Here is a 20530-nt window from a genome sequence, read left to right on the forward strand (position 1 = left end):
TCGTGCCTCAGGCCACCGGTTCGGCGGCCGGTTCGGCCGGGGCCCGGGTGGGCTCCGCCTCGGGGTGGTGGTCCGGCAGGACCCGGTCGCGCAGCCGCAGGGCGCAGCCGGCGGCGACCGCCAGGACGGCGAGGGCCAGGGCGAGCGCGGTGCGCAGGCCGTGGGCGTCAGCCAGCCGGCCGAGCAGCGGGGCGGCGAGTCCGCCCGCCGACATGGCGAGCCCCAGGGTGAGCCCGGCGGCGGTGCCGGGCCGGGTGGGCAGGTAGTCCTGGGCGAGGGTCACCTGTGGGGCGAAGGGCAGGAACATGGCCAGTCCGAACGCCGTCGCGCCGATCACGGCGACCGTGCTGGAGGGCGCCAGGACGACGGTGGCCAGGGCGGGGACGGCCAGCAGGTAGCCGGTGCGGATCGGGGTCAGCCGTCCGTTGCGGTCGCCCAGCCAGCCGCCGAGCAGGGTGCCGGCCGCACCGGCGAGGGTGAGCAGGGTGAGGGCGGTGGCGCCGAGGCCGGTCGAGCCGTGCAGGTCGCGCTGGATGTGCAGGGAGAGCATCGAGGTGACGGTCACATAGGGGATCGACCAGCCGATGATGGTGGCGACCAGGTGTCCGAAGGCCCGCCAGTCGTCGGGCTCGGTGCTCGTGGTGACGGTGCGGCCGGCGCCGGCCGGGGCCTCGGCGGGGTGGTCGCGGTGTCGCCGTGACCGGGCCCGGACGGCCCAGAGCACGGCCGTCACGAGGGCCGGGACGGCGAGCAGCCAGCCGCCGGCCAGGCCGTAGGAGCCGACCACCAGGGTGACCAGGGCCGGTGCGAGTGAGGCGCCCAGGGTGCCGCCGACCGAGAACAGGCTCATCGCGCGTTGGGAGCGGCCGCCGGCGGCGCGGGCCCGGTCGGTGGCGGGCGGGTGGTAGGCGGCGATGCCGATCCCGGCGAGGGCGGCGCAGAGCCAGGTGAGCAGGTAGCTGCCGGCCAGGGCCGCGCCGGTGATGCCGGCCGCGGCGGTGAGGAAGCCGGCCGGGATGAGCCAGTCCCGGCGGCGGCGGTCGACCAGCAGGCCGAACAGCGGCTGGACCACGCTGGAGAGCCCGCCGGCGGCCAGGGCGATGCCGGAGACGGCGGTGTAGCTGTAGTGCCGCTCGGACATCAGGAACGGGAGCAGCGCGGGGACGGCGCCCTGGTAGAGGTCGTTGACGATGTGGGTGCCGGTCAGGAAGGCCAGCTGGCCGCGCTTCACCGGGCCACCTGCCCGGTGTGCGCCGTCGCCTGCCGGGCCTGCTCCAGCAGGGCTTCCTGCCGGGCCGCGTGGTGGTGCCAGGGCCGGGCCCGTTCCAGTTGGGCGCCGAGGGAGAGCAGCAGGCCCTCCTGGTGGTGCCGGGCGGTCAGCATCACGCCGACCGGCAGCCCGTCCGGGGTCCAGTGCAGCGGCAGGCTCATCGAGGGCCGGCCGGTGAGGTTGGCGAGCGGGGTCCGCGGGGTGTGGGCGAGCATCCGGGTGAAGGTGCGTTCCGGGGAGTCCGGGTCGACGAGGGCGCCGACCGGCAGCGGCGGGGTGTCCGTGGTCGGGCTGAGCACGGCGTCGTAGCGGGCGTAGCGCTGGCAGACGGCGCGGGCGCCGGCGGTCAGCGAGGCGGCCGCGGTGTACAGGCTGACCGCGTCGTGGGCGGAGCCGCGGGCGCGCAGCCAGCGGGTGAGCGGCAGCAGCAGTTCCTCCCGCTCGGGCGGGACCGGGACGGCGGCGGCCAGCACGCTCCACAGCACGGTGAAGTCGGGCAGGTACTCGTCCGGGTCGGAGGGCGGGGCCTCCTCGACCTCGTGGCCGAGGTCGTGGAGCAGCTCGGCGGTGCGCCGGCAGGCCAGCGCGGCCTCGGGGTGCCAGCCGTCGGCGGGCGGCAGGACGCCGATCCGCAGCCGACCGGGGTCGCGCTCGGCGCAGGCCCGGAAGTGTCCGGCGGGGAGGGCGGGCAGGGTGCTGCCGTCGCCCGGGGTGCTGCCCGCGAGGACGTCCAGCAGCAGGGCCGCGTCCAGCACGGTCCGGGCCAGCGGGCCGGCGGTGGCCAGTCCGAAGGCGTCGGTGGCGGGGGCGGGGGTGACCCGGCCCCGGCTGGGCTTGAGGCCGACCACCCCGCAGCCGGCGGCGGGGATCCGGATCGAGCCGCCGCCGTCGCTGCCGAGGGCTCCGGCCGCGAGTCCGGCGGCGACCGAGACGGCGGCGCCGCCGCTGGAGCCCCCGGCCCCCAGGGCGGGGCCGTACGGGCTGCGGGCGGCGCCGGGCGCGGTCTCGGTGTAGGAGGAGCAGCCGAACTCGGCCGCGGTGGTGGTGCCCAGCAGGGTGGCGCCGGCGGTCCGCAGGGCGCCGACCACGGTGGCGTCCGCCGTGGCGATCCGGTCGTCGAAGGCGGCGGAGCCCGCGGTGAAGGGCAGGCCGCGGACCGGCCAGGTGTCCTTCACCGAGAGCGGTACGCCGAGCAGCGGGGGCAGTCCGTCGTGGTCGGTCCCGGCGGTGGCCAGCAGGGCCTCGGCGGCGTGTGCGGCCCGGGCGGCGCCGGGGGAGTCGACGGTGCGGTAGGCCCCCAGCAGGCCGTCGAGCGCGGCGATCCGGCGCAGGTGGTGGTCGACCAGCTCGGTCGGTGAGACGGCGCGGGCGCGGACGGCTGCCGCCTGTTCGGCCAGTGTCAGGTCATGGAGGGCTGACATCGTTGTTCCGGTCTCCCAAGTCATCAGGTCATCAGGTTGTCTGAGGACTTCACCGTAGGGGGCGGGACGGCCGCCTGGCAAGGTGAGGCTTGCCTGACTTCTCGTCCGCCGTCCGGTGCCGGTGGGGCGGGTGGGGCGCGGGGGCTCGCCTTGACACCGTTCGGGGGCGGACGTAGCAAGGGAGCATGCGCCATCCGCAGGTGACCGGCGGGGCCGCCGATCCGGTCCGCGCGGCGGGCCCGGAGACGGACCCGGGACCGGTCTCGGAGACGGATCCGGAACCGGCCCTGGACCCGGACCCGGAGACGGCCCTGGACCCGGACCCGGAACCGGGGTCGGGGCCGGCAGCGCTCCCGGCCCCGGCGGCGGTGCAGGAGCGGGACGAGCTGCTGGCGGCGGCCGTCCGCCGGGTGCTCGACACGACCGGGGCGTACGGGGCGATGGTGTACCTGCGCTCGCGGGACCGGCGCTCGCTGGTGCTGTGCACGCTGGTCGGGGTGCCGCTGTCGATCATGAGCTCGTTCCGCCGGGTCGCGGCCGCCGGGCCGCTGCCGGTCGCGGTCTGCTTCCGCACCGGCCGGGCCGTCGCGCTGTCCGACTCCGACGACACCATGCGGCGCTTCCCGCAGCTCGCCGTCGGGCTGCCGTACGACTTCGTCTCCGTCTGCGTGCCGGTCGGGCACGGCGGGGAGCGGTTCGGGGTGCTCAGCGTGCTGTGGCCGGCCTCGGACGAGGGGGTGTCGGCCCGGGAGGGCGGGCAGTCGGCCGCCATCGCGGATGAACTCGGTGCCGGGCTGGCCGAGTTGGCGGCCGCCGGACAGCTGCCGGAACCGGCCGGGGAGACCGCCGCGGTGGAGCTGCCGCCGCCGTCCGTGCCGACCACCCGGGTCGGGCTGTTCGACTGGGACGTGGCCACCGGGGCGCTCGCCGCGGACGAGCAGTTCCGGGCGATCTTCGGCTTCGGGCCCGGTGAGTTCGACGGCACGGTGGGCTGCCTGACCGGCCGGATCGCCCCCGGGGACGTCCCCGGGTTCCGCACCGCCGCCCGGACCGCCCTGGAGCACGGCGAGGTGCTGGCCGCCCGGGTGCGGGTGCTCGGGCCCGACGGGCGCCCGTACCCGGTGGAGCTGTGGGCCAGGGTCCCCGGCGCGATCTCCGACGGCCGGACCCACCTGGTCGGCGCCGTGCTGGACGTCCGCGCCGTCACCGCGGCGGCCGCCGCCGTCGAGCGACTGCCCGAGGGCGTCTTCTCGCTCGACCCGGACGGCCTGGTCGGCTCCGTCAACCGGGCCGCCGAACTGCTGCTGCGCACCACCGCGGCGGAGCTGGTCGGCCACCACCCCTGGGCGGTGCTGCCCTGGCTCGCCGACCCCGTCCACGAGAACCGCTACCGCGCCGCACTGCTCTCCCAGCGGCCCACCGCCTTCCTGGCCGCCCGCCCGCCGGACGGCTGGCTCGCCTTCTCGCTCTACCCCGACCGGCACGGCGTCACCGCCCGGGTGGTCGCCGCCGAGGCCCCGCCGGGCGCGGCCGGACCGCCCGCCGCCCCGCCGCCCCAGGCCGCCACCGGCGTCGGCGGCACCCACCACCTGCTCCAGCTGGCCAGCGCGCTCACCGAGGCCGTCACGGTGCGCGACGTGTGCCGGGCGGTGGCCGAGGAGATCCTCCCGGCCTTCGGCGGCCAGGAGCTCGCCATCTACGGGGTGCGCGAACAGCGGCTGCACCTGGTCTCGCAGACCGGCTACCCGGACGGCTTCCTGGACGGCTTCGAGGGCACCCCGATCGACGCCCGGGTCCCCGGCGCCGAGACGCTCAGCACCGGCACCCCGATCTTCTTCGAGTCGGTGCGCGAACTCGCCGCCGCCTACCCGGGCCTGGCCCTGGACGAGATGGGCGCCTGGGCCTTCCTGCCGCTGATCGCCTCCGGCCGGCCGGTCGGCAGCTGCATCCTCGGCTTCGACCGCGCGCACCCCTTCACCGTGGAGGAGCGCGGCCTGCTCACCGGCCTGGGCGGCTTCATCGCCCAGGCCCTGGAGCGCGCCCGGCTGTACGACGCCGAGTTCGCGCTGGCCCGCGGCCTCCAGCAGGGCCTGCTGCCGCACCGGCTCCCGCAGGTGCCCGGCATCCGGACCGCCGCCCGCTACCTGCCCGGCACCCAGGGCATGGAGATCGGCGGCGACTGGTACGACGCCATCACCACCGGCACCGACCTCACCCTGGTGATCGGCGACGTCGAGGGGCACAGCGTCGGCGCCGCCGCCGCGATGGGCCAACTGCGCAGCGCCGTAAGGGCCTTCGCCAGCGGCGGCGAACCGCCCGACCAGGTGCTGGCCCGCACCAACCGGCTGCTGCTGGACCTCGACCCCGGGCTGCTGGCCAGCTGCTGCCTGGTCCGGCTGACCCCCGCCGACGGCACCGTGCGGATCGGGCGGGCCGGGCACCTGCCGCCGGTGCTGCGCCACCCCGACGGCCGGGCCGAGGCGCTGTACGTCCCGGGCGGACCGCTGCTGGGCGTGGACGAGGGCGCGACCTACCCGGTCAGCGAGTTGCGGCTGCGGCCCGGCTCGCTGCTCGCCCTCTACACCGACGGGCTGGTGGAGGACCCGGCGCTGGCGATCGACCAGGGGGTGGACCGGTTGCGGGTGGCGCTGGCGCACGGCCGGGCGGGGGAGACGCTGGAGGAGCTGGCCGAGCGGCTGCTGCGCGAGGTCGGCTCGACCGGGCGGGTGGACGACGTGGCGCTGCTGCTCACGGCGTTCGGCGCGGACGGCTGAGCGGATCCCGCGGCGGGGGCCGGTGCCCGCCCAGTGCCTTCCGCAGTGCCTCGTCCCGGTGCCGGTCCGGGGCGGATCCCGGGCGGATTCCGGTACCGGTCCGGGGCGGATCCCGGGCGGATTCCGGTGCCGGTCCCGGGCCGGACGCCGTGCGGAGCGCGGGGGCGGGGGCCGGGAGCTGCGACTTTCGTCGGCCCGGGCGGCGACGAAGGGTGACCGCGCCGGCGGCGGGCGCCCGGTTAGCCTCGACGGGTGGAAGCAATCGCACAGGCCTGGTCGCAAGCGGTACGGACGGCGCTGCCGGGGCCCTGGCGGCCTCGGCGAGTGGTGGGCGAGGCCCTGCTGGCCCTGCTGATGGGCGTGTTCGCGGGTCTGCTGGAACTGGCCGCCGGGACCGGTCTGGAGGTGCCCTTCGGGCTCGCCGTCGCCGGGCTGTGGGTGCTGCGCCGCGGCTTCCCGGGGACGGTCCTGGTGCTGACCGGGGCGATCGGCGGCTGGTCGGTCGGAGCGCTGCCGCTGCTGGTCTGCGCGGGCTGGGCGGCCGGGGCGCGGATCGGCAGGGTCCGGCGACTGGTCGGCGCCTTCACGGTGAGCTATCTGCTGTACTGCGTGTTCGGGGCGCTGAAGGACGGGGGCTCCTTCTCGCCCAAGCTGATCATCGGACTCTCGCTCGGCGTCTATCTGGTCTTCGCCGTCCTGCCCGCCCTGTACAGCCGCTACCGGGCGCAGCGCCGCGCGCTGCTGGACGCGCTGCGCGAGCGCAACGACCAGCTGGTGCGCGAGCGGGCGATGGTGGTGCACCAGGCCCGGCTGCGGGAGCGGCACCGGATCGCCCAGGACATGCACGACAGCCTGGGCCACCAGCTCGCGCTGATCTCGGTGCACTCGGGCGCGCTGGAGGTGGACCGCACCCTCAACGACCGGCAGCGGGAGGCGGTCGGGGTGCTGCGGCAGGCGGCGGTCGCGGCGATGCGCGAGCTGCGCGAGGTGGTCGGGGTGCTGCACGACGAGTCGACGGCGCTGCCGCCGGTGGTCGGCGCCCCGGGCCCGGCGCCCGTCCGCGGCGGGGTGGACGGGGTCGAGGGCCTGGTGAAGTCCTCCCGGGCGGCCGGTGCGGGGGTGGAGTTCCGCACCGAGGGCGAGCGGCGGCCGCTCGCGGCGGCCGTCGACCACGCGGCGTACCGGATCGTGCAGGAGGCGCTCACCAATGCGCACAAGCACGCCCCCGGCGCGCCGATCGCGGTCGCGCTCCGGTACGAGCCGGACGCGCTGGTGGTCGAGGTGACCAATCCCCGCGCGCCGGAGCTCGTCGGCGCGCACGCCGGCGCGGGGGCGGTGGTGAGCGGCGGACAGGGGCTCACCGGCCTGCGGGAGCGCGCCCGGCTCGTCGGCGGCATGGTGTACGCCGGGCCGACGCCCGAGCAGGGCTTCCGGCTGGCCGCCGTCCTCCCGTACGAGGGGGCGGAGGCCGACGGGGCCGCCGCGCTGCTGGCCGAGGACGACTGGGCGCTCGGCGGCGCGCCGCCGGCCGACGGGACGGACGCCGGGCCGCGCCGCCCGGCGCTCGGCTGCGCGGCCGGGGTGGTCGCGGTCACCCTGATCGTGGCGGGCCTGGTGGCCTGGGGCGTGGTGGCCTTCGTCCGGGGCGCCAGCGACTCGACGGTGCAGCAGTCGCTCTACGACCAGATCCAGGTCGGCGAGTCGAGCTCCGAGGTGATGCAGCGGCTGCCGCCCGGCAGCGACTTCTTCACCTCCGACTTCCGGGACGCCGGTCCGCCGAAGCCGGAGGGCGCGCACTGCCGCTGGTACACGCTGGCGAAGGGCGGGACCGGCGACTCCTGGTCGGACGACCACGTGGCGCGGTTCTGCTTCAAGGGCGGGGTGCTGGTGGACAAGGTGGAGTACCTCGCCAAGGGCTGAGGCCGGCCGGTCCGGCGAGGTGGGGGGCTCGGCGGGAGGCGGAGCGGCCGGGATGTGAGGATGGTGTCCCGGCCGTGCACCGTCCTGCCGCCCGCCGCACCGCTCGAGGGGAATGACCAGCGTGATCCGAGTCCTCGTCGCCGACGACGAGCCGCTCATCAGGGCCGGGATCAGGATGATCCTCGGCTCGGCCGACGACATCGAGGTGGTCGCGGAGGCCGCCGACGGTCGGGAGGCGCTGGAGCTGGCCCGGGCGCACCGGGTGGACGTCGTGCTGCTGGACATCCAGATGCCGGTGATGGACGGGCTGACCGCGCTCGGGGAGCTCGGCAGGGTCGCGCCCGGCGCGCGGGCGATCATCCTCACCACCTTCGGGGAGCGCGAGAACGTCCTGCGCGCCGTGACCGAGGGCGGCTCCGGGTTCCTGCTCAAGGACACCGCGCCGAACGAGCTGATCCAGGCCGTCCGGGCGGCGGCCGGCGGGAACGCCTTCCTCTCCCCGTCCGCGACCCGGCACATCGTCGACTCGCTGGCCACCGGGCGCAGCGGCTCGACGGCCGCCCGCGGTGCCGAGGCGCGGCGCCGGCTGGAGGTGCTCACCGGGCGCGAGCTGGACGTGCTGGCGCTGCTCGGGGAGGGCCTGTCCAACGCGGACGCGGGGGCCCGGATCCACATGAGCGAGGCGACGGTGAAGACGTACGTCAGCCGGATCCTGGCCAAGCTGGGCTGCGAGAACCGGGTCCAGGCGGCGCTGTTGGCGCGGGACGCGGAGCTCGGCGACCGTAGCTGAACGCGTCCGGTCGATCGCGGAGCGTGTCCGCAGTGGCGGATCCCACTCAACTGCCGTCCTGAACGGGGAACTCCGGATGCCGTGGTAACGATCCGTCATGCGCTGGTCGCAGACCGTCGATGGTGTGCGGGACTTCACGAATGGACAGGTGTGAGCGCGGGCACGGGAACTGATCGTCCGTCTTATGAAATGCGGTCAAACCTGGTCGAACCGGGCGCCGTTTCTTGATCGATACCGCCGGTAACAGTCAACTGACCTGCGAAGACCAAGAATTGCTTGCTGCGCCCCGGACATGCCCCTAGCTTTCTTGGCGGCGCAACGAGCGCCACCCGGGTTCATCCCCGACGCACGGCCCGCCGACTGACCCCCGGCGCGAGGGCGGTGCCCGCCGACGAGACCGGCTCGAACAGGCCGTCGGCGAGGTGGGGTGACCGTGGCGGCACGGCACGTCCGACACGTGCCGGCCGCCCGACGAGTGAGGTGAGCGCAACCGACCGGCCCGTGTCCCGGGCCTGGTTCCGCCTGCCCGCCCGGGGCTTGTCGAGAGGACACTGCATGAGTTCCCGTCACGAGACCGCCGCTGTCACCGACACCACCACCGCCACCGCCGGCAAGCGCAGCCGCCTGCGGATGGCGGTCGTCGCGGGCGCCGCCGTCGCGGCCCTGCCGGTGGCCGGCCTCGTCACGGCCACCTCGGCCTCCGCCGCACCCGCCTCCACCTGGGACACCGTCGCCCAGTGCGAGAGCGGCGGGAACTGGAGCATCAGCAACGGCAACGGGTTCCACGGCGGACTCCAGTTCACCCCGTCCACCTGGCGGGCGTACGGCGGTACCGCGTACGCCTCCCAGGCCAACCAGGCGACCAGGGAGCAGCAGATCGCGGTCGCCGAGAAGGTGCTCGCCTCCCAGGGGCCGGGCGCCTGGCCGGTCTGCTCCCGGAAGGCCGGTCTGGGCAAGGGCGGCGCCCCGGCCGCCGTCGACACCTCGGCCGGTTCGGGCTCCTCGGCTGCGGCACCGGCGGCCAAGCCGGCCAAGCGGGCCGCCAAGGCGGCTCCGAAGGCGGCCCCGAAGAGCGCCCAGCAGGCTGCGCCGAAGGCCAAGCCGCGGGCCGCGGAGGCCCCGCAGGGCCGTCCGTCCGCCAAGCCGGCGCAGGCGGCCCCGCAGTCGGCGCAGAACACCTCCGGCGGCAGCTACACGGTGCGCAGCGGTGACACGCTGAGCGACATCGCCGCCAAGTTCGGCGTCGACACCGACGCCCTGTACGGCAAGAACGCCCGCACGATCGGCGCCGACCCGGACCTGATCTTCCCGGGGCAGACGCTGACCGTCTGACGGACGGGCGGTCGGCGGCGCGACCGGCGGATCCGTCCGGCCGATGCGCCCGACCGGTCCGCCTGCGCCCTCCGGTGTGACCCGGCGGCCACCCCTGTGCGGGGTGGCCGCCCGGCGCGTTCCGGGCCGTTCGGGGCTGTTCCGGCCGTTCCGGGCCGCGGGGCCGGATTCCCGCACCGGTAGGGTCGGCTGATGGTCAGACTGATCGGCGACAGTGAGCTCACGGCCTCCTCCGTGGTGGCCAACAGCACGATGAACCGCGAACGCGGCCTCAGCGGTGTCAACAGCTACGCCCGCGAGCTCGGCTTCGACCCGGCCGCCTGGCTGCGGGAGCACGGCGGCACCGCGCCCGGCTGGCTGGACCTGTGCAGCGGGGAGGGCCGGGCACTGGTCGAGGCGGCCCGGGTGCTGCCGGCCGGTGCCGGGCTGACCGGTGTCGACCTGGTCGGGCCGCTCGTCCCGGCGCCGACCCCGCCGCAGGTCCGGCTGGTGCCGGCGGCGCTCGCGGACTGGGTGCCCGAGCGGCGGTACCACCTGATCACCTGTGTGCACGGTCTGCACTACCTGGGCGACCAGCTCGGCGCGATCGTCCGCGCCGTCTCCTGGCTGACCCCGGACGGCCGGTTCGCCGCCCACTTCGACCCGGCGTCGGTGCGCCGGCCGGACGGATCGAGCCTGGAGCGCGCGGTGCTGGCCGCGCTGCGGGCGGCCGGGTTCGGGTACCGGCCGCGGCGGCACCTGCTGCTGTTCGAGGGCGGCGGGCCGGTCGTGCTGCCGTTCGACTACCTGGGCGCCGATCCGGCGGCCGGGCCGAACTGGACCGGGCAGCCGGCCGTCGGGTCGTACTACGGCGCACGGGCACGCGCGGAGTCGCCGTCCAGCGCGGAGTCGCCGTCCAGCGCGGAGTCGCCGTCCAGCGCGGAGGCGCCGTCCGGCACCGAGGCGCCGTCCGGCCGGTAGTTGAAGTTTGAACGCAAGGTCCGAATACCGCCGGAGATGTCAAGGAGTCCGGAGCAGGATCGACTCGCGCCCGGAGAGCGGAACACCGACCGGCAGACCGGTCGGGGCGCTCCCGCGACGGCGTGGACGAGGAGATCCGAGGACATGACGATGAACAGTGCGACGGCGCTCGACGGCAAGGTGGCCCTGGTGACCGGCGGCAGCCGGGGCATCGGTGCGGCGGTCGCGCTGCGGCTGGCCGAGGAGGGCGCCGAGGTGGCGCTGACCTACCAGGGCTCGGCCGATCGGGCCGAGGAAGTGGTCGCGAAGATCACCGCGATGGGCCGGACCGGCTGGGCCGTCCGCGCCGACAGTGCCGACCCGGCGGCCGTGCACGGCGCGGTGGCGGCCGTCGCGGAGCGGTTCGGGCGGCTGGACGTCCTGGTGAACAACGCGGGCGTCGGCGCCGTCGGGCCGATCGAGCGGACCGCCGTCGAGGAGGTCGACCGGGTACTGGAGGTCAACGTCCGCGCGCCCTACCTGTACGCCCGCGCCGCCGTCGAGCACCTGGCCGACGGCGGGCGGATCGTCACCATCGGCAGCTGCATGGCCCAGCGGGTGGCCTTCGGCGGCGCCGCGCTCTACGCGACCAGCAAGGCCGCACTGATCGGCCTGACCAAGGCGCTGGCCCGGGAGCTCGGCCCGCGCGGGATCACCGTCAACCTGGTCCACCCGGGCCCGATCGACACCGACATGAACCCGGCCGACGGCGAGTCCGCCGACTTCCAGCGCGGCTTCGTCGCCCTGGGCCGGTACGGCACGCCGGCGGACGTGGCGGGTGCCGTCGCCTACCTGGCGGGCGAGGACGGCCGGTACGTCAGCGGCGCGGAGCTGTCGGTGGACGGCGGGTTCGCCGCCTGACCTGCGGGCCGGTGGGGCGGCGGTGTCGTGCCGGGCGGTGGTCGACCGACCCGCTGACGATCGCCCGGCACGGCTCGCGCCGGGTTACGCCGGCCCGGGCCGACGATCGCCGGCACGACCCGTGCGCCCCGACTCCCGACCGAGAGGTGTGCCATGACCGCGCCGGACGACCCGATCGACCTGCTCGCCCGGGCCCTCGCCCAGATCGCCGGGCTGATCGACGGTACCGGTGTCGAACTGGCCGGCCACCCCACCCCTGCCGGTCCTGGGACGTCGGCGACCTGATCAGCCATCTGCTGGACGACCTGCGGCAGTTCACCGTCCGGGCCGAGGGCGGACAACCGGACCGGTCACGGCCCTTCGACCGGGTCGAGCAGGACTGGCTGCACGCCTTCGAGGCCGGTGCCGGGCGGTTGGTCGACGCCTGGCGTGCCGCCGGGGACCTCGGCGGCACCGTCGAGACCCCCGGCGGGCCCCTCCCGGCGCGCTTCGCCGTCGACCAGCAGACCACCGAATTCGCCGTCCATGCCTGGGACTTGGCGCGGGCCACCGGTCAGTCCACCGAGAGCCTGGACCACGAGGTCGCGCGCGCCGCCCTCAACCGGGCCCGTGGTGCCCTCAAGCCCGAGTACCGGGGTGAGGAGGCGGAGCAGTACGCCTTCGGTCCCGAGGTCCCCGCTCCGGCGGACACTCCGGCGTACGGCTGGCGGCGTTCTTCGGGCGCGATCCCGGTCTCGGGTAGGCCTGGCCGGTCTGCGTCGGATGGCACAACTCCCCTTGCTGGTAACGTTTCTGATCATGACTCAGCATCAGGGGACAGTACTGGAGGCGGCCCGCGCGTTCGCCGCGCTGCTGCGGGCCGAGCGGTTCGCCGAGGCGGTCGGGCTGTTCGCGCCGCCGCTGCGCGCCGCCGTCCCGGCCGAGGCGCTCCGGCTCGCCTGGACCACCGAGACCGACGGCCGGGGCGGAGTGACCGCGATCGGGGAGCCGGCGGCCGAACCGGACGGCGAACCGGTGCGGGTGCGGATACCGGTGGGCTGCGCGGACGGCGGCTTCACCGTCGTCACCTCGGTCGGCGCGGACGGCCTGCTGCACGGGCTGCGGATCGACCCGGGCGAGGGCGGCGGATGGGAGCCCCCGCCGTACGCCGACCCGGCCCGGTTCGCCGAGACCGAGGTGCTGCTGGGCGACGGACCGCTCGCCGTGCCCGGCACGCTCACCCTCCCGGTCGGGCCGGGCCCCTGGCCCGCCGTGGTGCTGCTCAGCGGCGGCGGGGCCTTCGACCGGGACGGGAGCAGCGGCCCCAATAAGCCGCTCAAGGACCTCGCCTGGGGCCTCGCCACCCGGCGGACCGCCGTGCTGCGGTTCGACAAGCCGACCTTCGCCCACCCGGACCGGCTGCCCGCCGGCTTCACCATGGCCGACGAGTACCTGCCGCCCGCCCTCGCTGCCCTCGCCCTGCTGCGTGCCCGGCCCGAGATCGACCCGGACCGGGTCCACCTGGCCGGCCACAGCATGGGCGGCAAGGCGGCGCCCAGGATCGCCGCCGCCGCCGAACCGCCGGTCGCGGGCCTGGTGCTGCTGGCCGCCGACGCGGAGCCGATGCACCGGGCGGCCGTCCGGGTCGCCCGTCGCCTGGCGGAGCTGACGCCCGGGCCGCAGGCGGACCGGATGGTGGAGACCGTGACCCGGCAGGCCGCGATCGTCGACGGCTCCGGGCTGACCCCGGACACCCCGGCGGAGTCGCTGCCGTTCGGACTCTCCGCCGCCTACTGGCTCGACCTGCGCGGCTACGACCAACTGGCCACGGCGGCCGGGCTCGACCTGCCGGTGCTGCTGCTCCAGGGCGGCCGGGACTACCAGGTCACCGTCGAGGACGACCTGACGCGCTGGCGGCGCGCGCTCGCCGACCGGCCCGGGGTGACCGTCCGGATTCATCCGGAGGCCAACCACTTCTTCCATCCGGGCTCCGGCCCCGCCACCCCGGCCGAGTACGCCCGGCCCGGGCACGTGGCGGCGGAGGTGGTGGCGGACATCGCCGCCTGGGTGCACGACCGCTGAGACCACCGGGGCGGTCGGGAGCGCGGGGGCGGCCGGGGCGCTCGACCGCGCCGACCGCCCCGGAGGAGGTGGACGGAGCGTAACGAACCCTTGACAGGGAGGAATTGCGGGCAACTCGCGGCCGGTTCCGGACAAGTTGTTGATGTGCTCATGATGTGAACGTCCGGCCCCGGAGTTCTCTCGCTAGGGTCGCACCAGCTCCACGACCCCGGCGCCGTACGGGACCTGCCGATTGGACTGGTGTGAAGTGATCAGAAGACCTAGCCGACTGCCCGACCGCTCGACCGGCGTGCTGCTCCGCACCTGACCTGCCCGCCCGTTCTCCTGCCCGCCCGCTCGGAACCCCGGCCGGGCGGGCCGTCGTGTCGGCGGGGGCGGTCTCGGGGTGGCGGGGACGGTCGTGTCGGCGGGGGCGGTCGTGTCGGCGGGTCAGTGGAGGACGGCGAGGACGACGCCCCAGCGGGCCGTGGTGCGGACGGCGGCCGTGCAGGGGGTGGCGCCGGCGGCGATCCGGTGGGCGGTGCTGAGGCGGTCGGCGGGGAGCCGGAGGTCCGGCGGGGACGTCCAGTCGGGGCCGAACTCGGCCGGGCCGCCGCTGCCGCTGCCGACCGTGGCCACCAGGAGGTCGCCGGGGTCGCAGGGGGTGTGGGCCGTGGTGGCGAAGAGGGGGCTGCCCGCGTTGCCGGAGGCGGCGGAGAAGGCCCGGAGGGTGTGGACCCCCCGGTACTCGTCCACCGCCACGTGGTAATCCCCGGCGCGCGGGTACTCGGCGCGGATCGAGTCGGCGGCGGTCAGGGCGGAGACGCCGAAGGCGGCGAGCACGAGGACGCGGTGGCGCAGCGCGTCGGTGACGTCCCCGAGGAGTTGGAAGCGGTCGGCGTGGCCGTCGGTGACGGTGACCGGCCCGGGGCAGGCGTCGGTCAGCATCAGCGAGACGACCAGGGTGTCCCCGTGGGTGACCGGGGCCAGCACTGGAAGGGTCAAATCCGTGCTCGCGGAGGCCTGTTGGGCGACGGCCGGGCGGGCGACCCAGGACGGTGGCGGGGCTCCGGGGGCGTGGGGGTCCGGCGTCGGGTCCTGGCCGGGCGGGGCCGCCTCCGGGTCGGTGCCGGGGGCGGCCGTCGGACAGTCGGGTGCGGCGGCCCGGGGCGCGGGCTCGCGCGGGGCGAGCAGGCCCAGCATGCCGAGGGCGCCGAGCGCCACGCCGAGGAGCAGGCTGAGGGCGTGGGTCCAGGCCCGGGCGCGGTGCGGGCGGGCGGCGACCGGGGGTGCGGGCGGCGGTGGTCCGGTCGGTGGCGGCGGTGGTGTCGGAAGGGCGGCCGATCCGGCCGGGGGAGCGGGGATGACGGGTTCGGCGGGCGGCTCCCCCTTGGCGGCGGCGCACCAGCGGTCGTGCCACTGTGCCTCGTCGCCGCCGCAGGCGCGGACGAAGGCCCGGGTGGTGGGCCAGGAGGGGAGTCGGGCGCCGGCGGCGGCCTCGTAGAGCGTGGTGTGGGAGATCGAGCCGGCGGTCTTGGCCATGGTGCGGAACGAGGGCTGGCCGGCGTCCAGTCGGAGGGTGCGCAGTTGGCCGGCGAAGTTCTCGGCGGCGGTGGGCGGTTTCCGTACGGCCGGGTGCTCCTGCTGCTGCTCCGCCATGGCGGCCCCCTGGTGTCAGATGTCAGAGCCCTCGGTGTCGGCGTTCATATGTTGCGTACACATCATAGCGAGGGAGTGGCACCGGGTGCCGATCTCCGGATCCCGTTCGGCGAAGGGGCGTTCGGTGCTGTTGGCGGGCGGTGTCAGCTGTTGTCAGTTCCTGTCAGGCAGTACCGAACAGGGGCGGTGATCGGGTCAGCTGGCTCCGCCGCCGAGATCGACGGGGCGGCGTCGGAGCGTTTCGACCGGACAGGGAGTCGGCGTGATCAAGAACGTCACGAAGAGGATCGGGCGGCGCGGGGCGGCCGCTGCGGCGGTGCTGGCCATGGCGGCCGGTGCGGTGGGCGTCTCGGCGGGCAGCGCCTCCGCCAACGGCTGGTACGTACTCGGGATCCGCCCGACCGGACACGGCGTGGGCGTCTACTCGTCCCCGGACCCCGGGTCGGCCAAGGTCGCCAACGATGTGTACTCGACATCGGGATCCCAGAACACCATCTACCTCGAGTGCTGGGTGAGGGGTGTGAACATCGGCGGCCAGGGCAACGTCTGGTACCGGATCGGTGGCACCAACTACAACTACTTCGGCAGCTACAAGGCCTACACCTACGGTGCGTACGTCGACCACAACTGGTACTTCCACAACGGCGTCGTCGAGTGCTGACACCCGGTTGACCCCGCCGTGCCCCGTCCGGTCGTCCGGGCGGGGCACCGCCGCGTCACCGCACCGGCCCGCCCGCCGCCGCGCGCTTGATCGCCTCGCGGATGCGCGGGTAGCTGCCGCAGCGGCAGATGTTCTGGATCTGGTCGATGTCCGCGTCGGTCGGGTTCGGGGTGCGGCGCAGCAGGGCGACGGCGGTCATGATCTGGCCCGGCTGGCAGAAGCCGCACTGGGCGACGTCGCAGTCGATCCAGGCCTCCTGGACCGGGTGCAGGGTGTCGCCGTCGGCGAGGCCCTCGATGGTGGTGACGGTGCGGCCCGCGCAGTCCTTGACGGACCGGGTGCAGGGCTGGAACTCCTGGCCGTCGAGGTGGCTGGTGCAGGCCCGGCAGACGCCCACGCCGCAGCCGTACTTGGGGCCGGTCACGCCGAGCTTGTCGCGCAGTACCCAGAGCAGCGGCATGTCGTCCGGGGCCTCGACGGCGAGGGGCTGCCCGTTGAGGACGAAGGTGTGGGTGGGCATGGGGAGTCGGGGTCCTCGGTTCGGCTGGTCGGCGGCGGTCAGAAGCTGATCGGGAAGGAACGCGGGCTGGTGCCGGTCGCCCGGGCGTAGGCGTTGGCGACCGCGGCGGAGGCTGCCGGGACACCCAACTCGCCCGCGCCGCCCGGGGATCCGCTCGGCGGCATGAGGTGGATCTCGACGCTCGGCGGGGTGTGGCGCTGCCGGGCGTAGTGGAAGTCGGCGTAACTCCCCTCCCGGAAGGCGCCGTTGTCGAGGTGGTTGCCGGCCTGGAGGATCACCGAGATGCCGTCGACCAGTGCGCCGGTCAACTGGGCCTCCAGGCCCCGGGGATTGATGACCTGACCGACGTCGGCGGCGACCACCGCCCGGGTGACCCGAGGGTTGGCCCGGTCGGTGGCGTCGAGCTCGACCAGGTAGGCGGCCCGGGCGCCGTTCTCGTCGTGGTAGCCGACGCCCTGGGCCTGGCCGGCCGGCATCGGGCGCCCCCAGCCGCCGGCCTTGGCGACCGTGTCGAGGACGGCCCGTCCGGCGGCGTCGCGCAGCCGGGCCCGGCGGAAGGCGACCTCGTCCTGGCCCATCCGGCGGGCGAGTTCGTCCATCATGATCTCGTCGGCGACCCGGACCATGCCGGAGTAGACCGAGCGCCAGCTGCCGGTGTGCAGGGGCAGCGACAGCTCGGCGAGCAGCTGGGTGGGGATGCCGACGTTGTACGGGTTCTTCTCGGTGAGCAGGAAGAAGGCCTGGGCGAGGCTGATCCCGGCGACCGACAGGTTGAAGCCGGCGCCGGTGAGCGCCTCGCCGAGGCCGTGCGAGAGGTCGGTGCGGACGGTGGCCGCGCGGTGCTCCCAGCTGAGCACCTGGCCGAGGCCGTAGGTGGCGCGGATCCGGTGGTGGCTGGCGGGGCGCATCCGGCCGTGCCGCATGTCGTCGTTGCGGGTCCACATCAGCTTGACCGGGCGCCCGGCGGCCTTGGAGACCTGGGCGGCCTCCAGGGCGGCGTCGAAGAACAGCCGGCGGCCGAAGGAGCCGCCGCCGCGCACGACGTGGACGGTGACGGCGTCCTGCGGCAGGCCGAGTTCGGCGGCGATGGTCTGCTGGGCGATGATCGGGCTCTGGGCGGCGAACCACAGCTCGGCGCGGTTCGGCCGCACGTCGGCGACGGCGGTCAGCACCTCCATCGGAGCGTGGTTGACGAAGGCGAAGTCGAACTCGCCGTCCAGGTACGGGGTGAGCAGCGGCGGCAGCAGGAACGGCGCGTGGGCGGCGCGCAGTCGGGACCGGACGTCGGCGGTGGAGAGGTCGGCGGCCGGGCCGGGGTTCCAGGTGGTGCGCAGCGCGTCTCGGGCCTTGAGGGCCTGGTCGAAGGTCTCGGCGAGGACGGCGACGCCGGTGGGGATCTGCACCACGGCGAGCACGCCGGGCATGGCGCGGGCGACCGCGGCGTCCAGGGACTTCAGGGTGCCGTTGACGGTGGTCGGGCGGGCGACCACGGTGGGGACGGCGCCCGGGATCCGGAGGTCCCCGGCGTACTTGACGCGCCCGGTGACGATGTCGCGGGCGTCGATGCGTCCGGTCGGCCGGCCGACCAGGCGGCGCCGGTCGGCGGGCTTGGGGGTGCCGGGCACGGCGGGCACGATCACGGCGGCGGCGTCGGCGGCGAGTTCGCCGAAGCCGAGGCGGCGGCCGTCGGGCGCGAGGACGGCGGAGTCGGCGGTGCGCAGGTCGCCTGCGGGAACGTTCCAGCGCCGGGCGGCGGCGGTGACCAGCCGGGCGCGGGCGGCGGCGGCCGCGGCGCGCACCGGGTCGTAGAGCGCGCGCACCGAGTTGGAGCCGCCGGTGAGCTGGTTGAAGAGCAGTTCGGGGCGGCTGTCGGAGAGCGGCACGTCCACGTCGGTGAGCCTGGCGTCGAGTTCGTCGGCGACCAGCATGGCGATCGCGGTGGTCAGGCCCTGCCCGACCTCCAGCCGGGGAAGGTACAGCGCGGCACGCCCGGCGGGGGTGATTTCGAGCACCAGCAGGTGTGCGGTCGGCAGCCCGGCGAGGATCATCGCGTCGCCCAGGTCGAGGACGTCCGGGATGCCCGGCAGGCCGAGCAGTTGCGGGGGCGCGGACCCCGCGCGGGCGGTGGCCGCGGCGCTCGCGGTGGGCGCGGCGCCGGGGGCTCCGGTGGCGGCCCGGGCGGCGGTGGGGGCGGCGGCGTCGAGGCCGAGCCGGGCGCCGACGGTCAGTGTCGGGGCGGCCAGCAGGTAGGTGAGGAAGCGGCGGCGTCCAGGGTCCCCGGCGTCGGGTCCGGCTGGCTCCCCCGGGTGGCCGGTGGGGCCCGAGGGCGCGAAGGAGGTGCTGATGGGAGGAACCCTTCGAGCGGGAGACGGCGCCGGATCGGGCGGGCACGGACGGCCCCGGCCCCGGTGCCGGATCGCGAACGCCGTTGAGCATAGGAGGGCGTTACTGACGGGTCAATACGGTCAATCTTGGCCCTCCGGCCGGGTGGTGGAGGTGTCCCATCCACTTCCGGCGGGGGAGTCGGAGCGGGTACGGACGGCGCTTCGGCCCGGCGGGCGGGACCGGGTCGGAGCGCCGGCGAGCCGGGCGGGTGATCAACACCGGCCCGTCGTACGGGAGTTCACCGCTCGCCCGGCGGTGCGGCGGGCGGGTCGGGCGGATCCGGAAGTGGCCCAGGAAATGGCAAGATCAATGGACCTGTCGGCTGGTCCACTTCGTTCCTAGGCTGGGTACCGCCCCACCGACGGCCCACCCGGGCGGTTGTGAACGCCCGGCCCGCGCGCCGCCCGCCGCGCCGCCGCCACCGGACAGTCAGGAGAGTCGTGCCGAAGCCGAGCGTCGCCCCGAAGCCGAGTGTTGCGCCGAACCCGGGCGCCGTCCCGAACCCGAGCGTCGCCCCTAACTCGGGCGTCGCCCCCAACCCGGGCGTCGTGCCGAACCGGGGCGCGGCCCGGTCCGCCCTGGTGCCCCCCGCTGGGCCCCAACGCACCCTGGCCGCAGCCCAGTTGGCGAGTTCGGTGGGCGACGGCGCCTACTACACCTGCTCCGCGCTCTACTTCACCCGGGTCGTCGGCATGTCGCCGACCGCCCTCGGGCTCGGCCTCGCCGTCGCCTGGGCGATCGGCTCACTGGCCGGCGTCCCGCTCGGCCACCTCGCCGACCGCCGGGGCCCGCGCCGTACCGCCGTGGTCCTCGCGCTCGGCACCGCCGCCACCGTCGCCGCGCTGCTGGTGATCCGCTCCTACGGACCGTTCCTGCTCGCCGTCTGCCTCTACGCCACCGCCCAGTCCGGCCTCGCCGCCGCCCGGCAGGCGCTGGTCGCCGGCCTGGTGCCGCCCGCCGAACGCACCGGGCTGCTCGCCCACCTCCAGTCAACCCTCAACGGCGGACTGGCGGTTGGCGCCGCCGTCGGCGGGATCGCGCTGACCGTCGGCACCCGGGCCGGCTACCTCGGCGCCTTCGCCGTCACCGCGCTCGGCCTGCTGCTCGGCGCGCTCCTCCTGCGCCGCCTGCCCGAAGTCCCGCCCGCCGCCGGGGACTCGGCCACCGGCCCGCGGCTCGCCGTGCTGCGGGACCGGCGCTACGCCGCCGTCACCCTGGTCAACACCGTCCTGCTGCTGCGGATGCCGCTGCTCAGCCTGATCCTGCCGCTGTGGATCGCCCGGCGCGCGCCCGGCCTCGGGTGGCTCGGCTCGGCGCTGTTCGTGCTCAACACGCTGGCCGTGCTGGCCTTCCAGGTCCGGGCGGCGCGCGACGTCGACGGAGTGCACACCGCGGTCCGGGCGGTGCGCGTCGCCGGGGTGCTGCTGCTCGCCTCCTGCGCGGTCTGCGCGCTGTCCGCGCTGGACGTCCCGGTGTGGGCGTTCGGCGCCCTGCTGGTGGCCGCGGCCGTGCTCCAGGTCGCGGGTGAGATGCGGCAGTCGGCCGGCTCCTGGCAGCTCGGCTTCGACCTCGCGCCGCCCGAGCGGATCGGCCAGTACCAGGGCTTCTTCGGCACCGGCGTCGCCGTCGCCCGCACCCTCGGACCGCTGCTGCTCACCACGCTGCTGCTGGACGGCGGGCCCGCGGGGTGGCTGGTGCTCGGCGGGGTGTTCCTCGCCGCCGGGTACGCGATGGGTCCGGTCGCCCGCTGGGCGGCGGGCGACCGCCCGGCGGTCGCCGCGCAGGCGGTGGCCGCCGGGTAGGCCGGTCGACGGGGGTGGGCCGGTCGCCGGGTAGGCCTGTCACGGGCGCCCCGGGGAAAGCACTGGCCCCGGTCCGCCGCCCGCTGGCATGCTGGC

15 protein-coding genes and 1 pseudogene are annotated in these 20530 nt (G+C 75.7%); 11 read left to right on the forward strand and 5 right to left on the reverse strand.

Going from position 1 to position 20530, the window contains the following annotated elements; translation table 11 throughout:
- Window positions 1-7 precede the first annotated feature (7 nt).
- Together AB0O91_RS11950 and AB0O91_RS11955 are read right to left on the reverse strand one after the other, a co-directional pair.
- Window positions 8-1231, reverse strand: coding sequence for an MFS transporter (locus tag AB0O91_RS11950; RefSeq protein ID WP_363430622.1), 1224 nt, complete (start codon window positions 1229-1231; stop codon window positions 8-10).
- A complete protein-coding gene (locus AB0O91_RS11955) occupies window positions 1228-2691 on the reverse strand; it encodes an amidase (RefSeq protein ID WP_363430624.1) in 1464 nt (487 codons plus the stop codon). Before AB0O91_RS11955 ends, AB0O91_RS11950 begins: the two co-directional genes overlap by 4 nt.
- A gap of 185 nt (window positions 2692-2876) precedes the next feature.
- On the opposite strand from AB0O91_RS11955, the gene AB0O91_RS11960 reads away from it, so the two are divergent.
- The 9 genes and pseudogenes from AB0O91_RS11960 to AB0O91_RS12000 all read left to right on the forward strand — a co-directional run bounded on the left by AB0O91_RS11960 (window position 2877) and on the right by AB0O91_RS12000 (window position 13428).
- Window positions 2877-5465, forward strand: coding sequence for a SpoIIE family protein phosphatase (locus AB0O91_RS11960; RefSeq protein WP_363430627.1), 2589 nt, complete (start codon window positions 2877-2879; stop codon window positions 5463-5465).
- Window positions 5466-5717: 252 nt separating this feature from the next.
- Window positions 5718-7385 (forward strand): histidine kinase, encoded by a 1668-nt coding sequence (locus tag AB0O91_RS11965; protein WP_363430630.1) that lies wholly within the window; start codon window positions 5718-5720, stop codon window positions 7383-7385.
- 121 nt (window positions 7386-7506) lie between these two features.
- Window positions 7507-8175, forward strand: coding sequence for a response regulator transcription factor (locus AB0O91_RS11970; RefSeq protein ID WP_363430632.1), 669 nt, complete (start codon window positions 7507-7509; stop codon window positions 8173-8175).
- Between the two features lie 555 nt (window positions 8176-8730).
- Entirely contained in the window at window positions 8731-9507 is a 777-nt protein-coding gene (locus AB0O91_RS11975; RefSeq protein WP_363430635.1) for a transglycosylase family protein, read from the forward strand.
- A gap of 192 nt (window positions 9508-9699) precedes the next feature.
- The gene (locus tag AB0O91_RS11980) at window positions 9700-10467 is read left to right on the forward strand and encodes a class I SAM-dependent methyltransferase (RefSeq protein WP_363430637.1); all 768 of its coding nucleotides are present in this window, start codon (window positions 9700-9702) and stop codon (window positions 10465-10467) included.
- Between the two features lie 144 nt (window positions 10468-10611).
- Window positions 10612-11367: a 3-oxoacyl-ACP reductase family protein gene (locus AB0O91_RS11985; protein WP_363430640.1), complete on the forward strand. Its 756-nt coding sequence runs from the start codon at window positions 10612-10614 to the stop codon at window positions 11365-11367.
- Window positions 11368-11520: 153 nt separating this feature from the next.
- Entirely contained in the window at window positions 11521-11652 is a 132-nt protein-coding gene (locus AB0O91_RS11990) for a hypothetical protein (RefSeq protein ID WP_363430643.1), read from the forward strand.
- A gap of 20 nt (window positions 11653-11672) precedes the next feature.
- Window positions 11673-12008: pseudogene (locus tag AB0O91_RS11995) on the forward strand (maleylpyruvate isomerase N-terminal domain-containing protein); the annotation flags it as partial.
- Window positions 12009-12165: 157 nt separating this feature from the next.
- Entirely contained in the window at window positions 12166-13428 is a 1263-nt protein-coding gene (locus AB0O91_RS12000) for an alpha/beta fold hydrolase (protein ID WP_363430646.1), read from the forward strand.
- A 429-nt stretch (window positions 13429-13857) separates the two neighbouring features.
- On the opposite strand, the gene AB0O91_RS12005 is transcribed toward AB0O91_RS12000, so the two are convergent.
- Complete coding sequence (locus AB0O91_RS12005; RefSeq protein WP_363430648.1) at window positions 13858-15066, reverse strand: hypothetical protein; 1209 nt, start codon at window positions 15064-15066, stop codon at window positions 13858-13860.
- A 262-nt stretch (window positions 15067-15328) separates the two neighbouring features.
- On the opposite strand from AB0O91_RS12005, the gene AB0O91_RS12010 reads away from it, so the two are divergent.
- Window positions 15329-15727: a hypothetical protein gene (locus AB0O91_RS12010; RefSeq protein WP_363430651.1), complete on the forward strand. Its 399-nt coding sequence runs from the start codon at window positions 15329-15331 to the stop codon at window positions 15725-15727.
- 55 nt (window positions 15728-15782) lie between these two features.
- Here the strand turns inward: AB0O91_RS12010 and AB0O91_RS12015 are convergent, their stop codons facing one another.
- A complete protein-coding gene (locus tag AB0O91_RS12015; RefSeq protein WP_363430654.1) occupies window positions 15783-16247 on the reverse strand; it encodes a (2Fe-2S)-binding protein in 465 nt (154 codons plus the stop codon).
- Window positions 16248-16285: 38 nt separating this feature from the next.
- Window positions 16286-18295 carry a molybdopterin cofactor-binding domain-containing protein gene (locus AB0O91_RS12020; RefSeq protein ID WP_363430656.1) on the reverse strand — a complete coding sequence of 670 codons (2010 nt, stop codon included), beginning with the start codon at window positions 18293-18295 and terminating at the stop codon, window positions 16286-16288.
- Window positions 18296-19180: 885 nt separating this feature from the next.
- Here AB0O91_RS12020 and AB0O91_RS12025 point away from each other — a divergent pair.
- Complete coding sequence (locus AB0O91_RS12025; protein ID WP_363430813.1) at window positions 19181-20434, forward strand: MFS transporter; 1254 nt, start codon at window positions 19181-19183, stop codon at window positions 20432-20434.
- The last annotated feature ends 96 nt before the right edge of the window (window positions 20435-20530 follow it).

The organism is Kitasatospora sp. NPDC089797 (assembly GCF_040684795.1).
In the GTDB taxonomy this organism is placed as follows: Bacteria; Actinomycetota; Actinomycetes; order Streptomycetales; family Streptomycetaceae; genus Kitasatospora.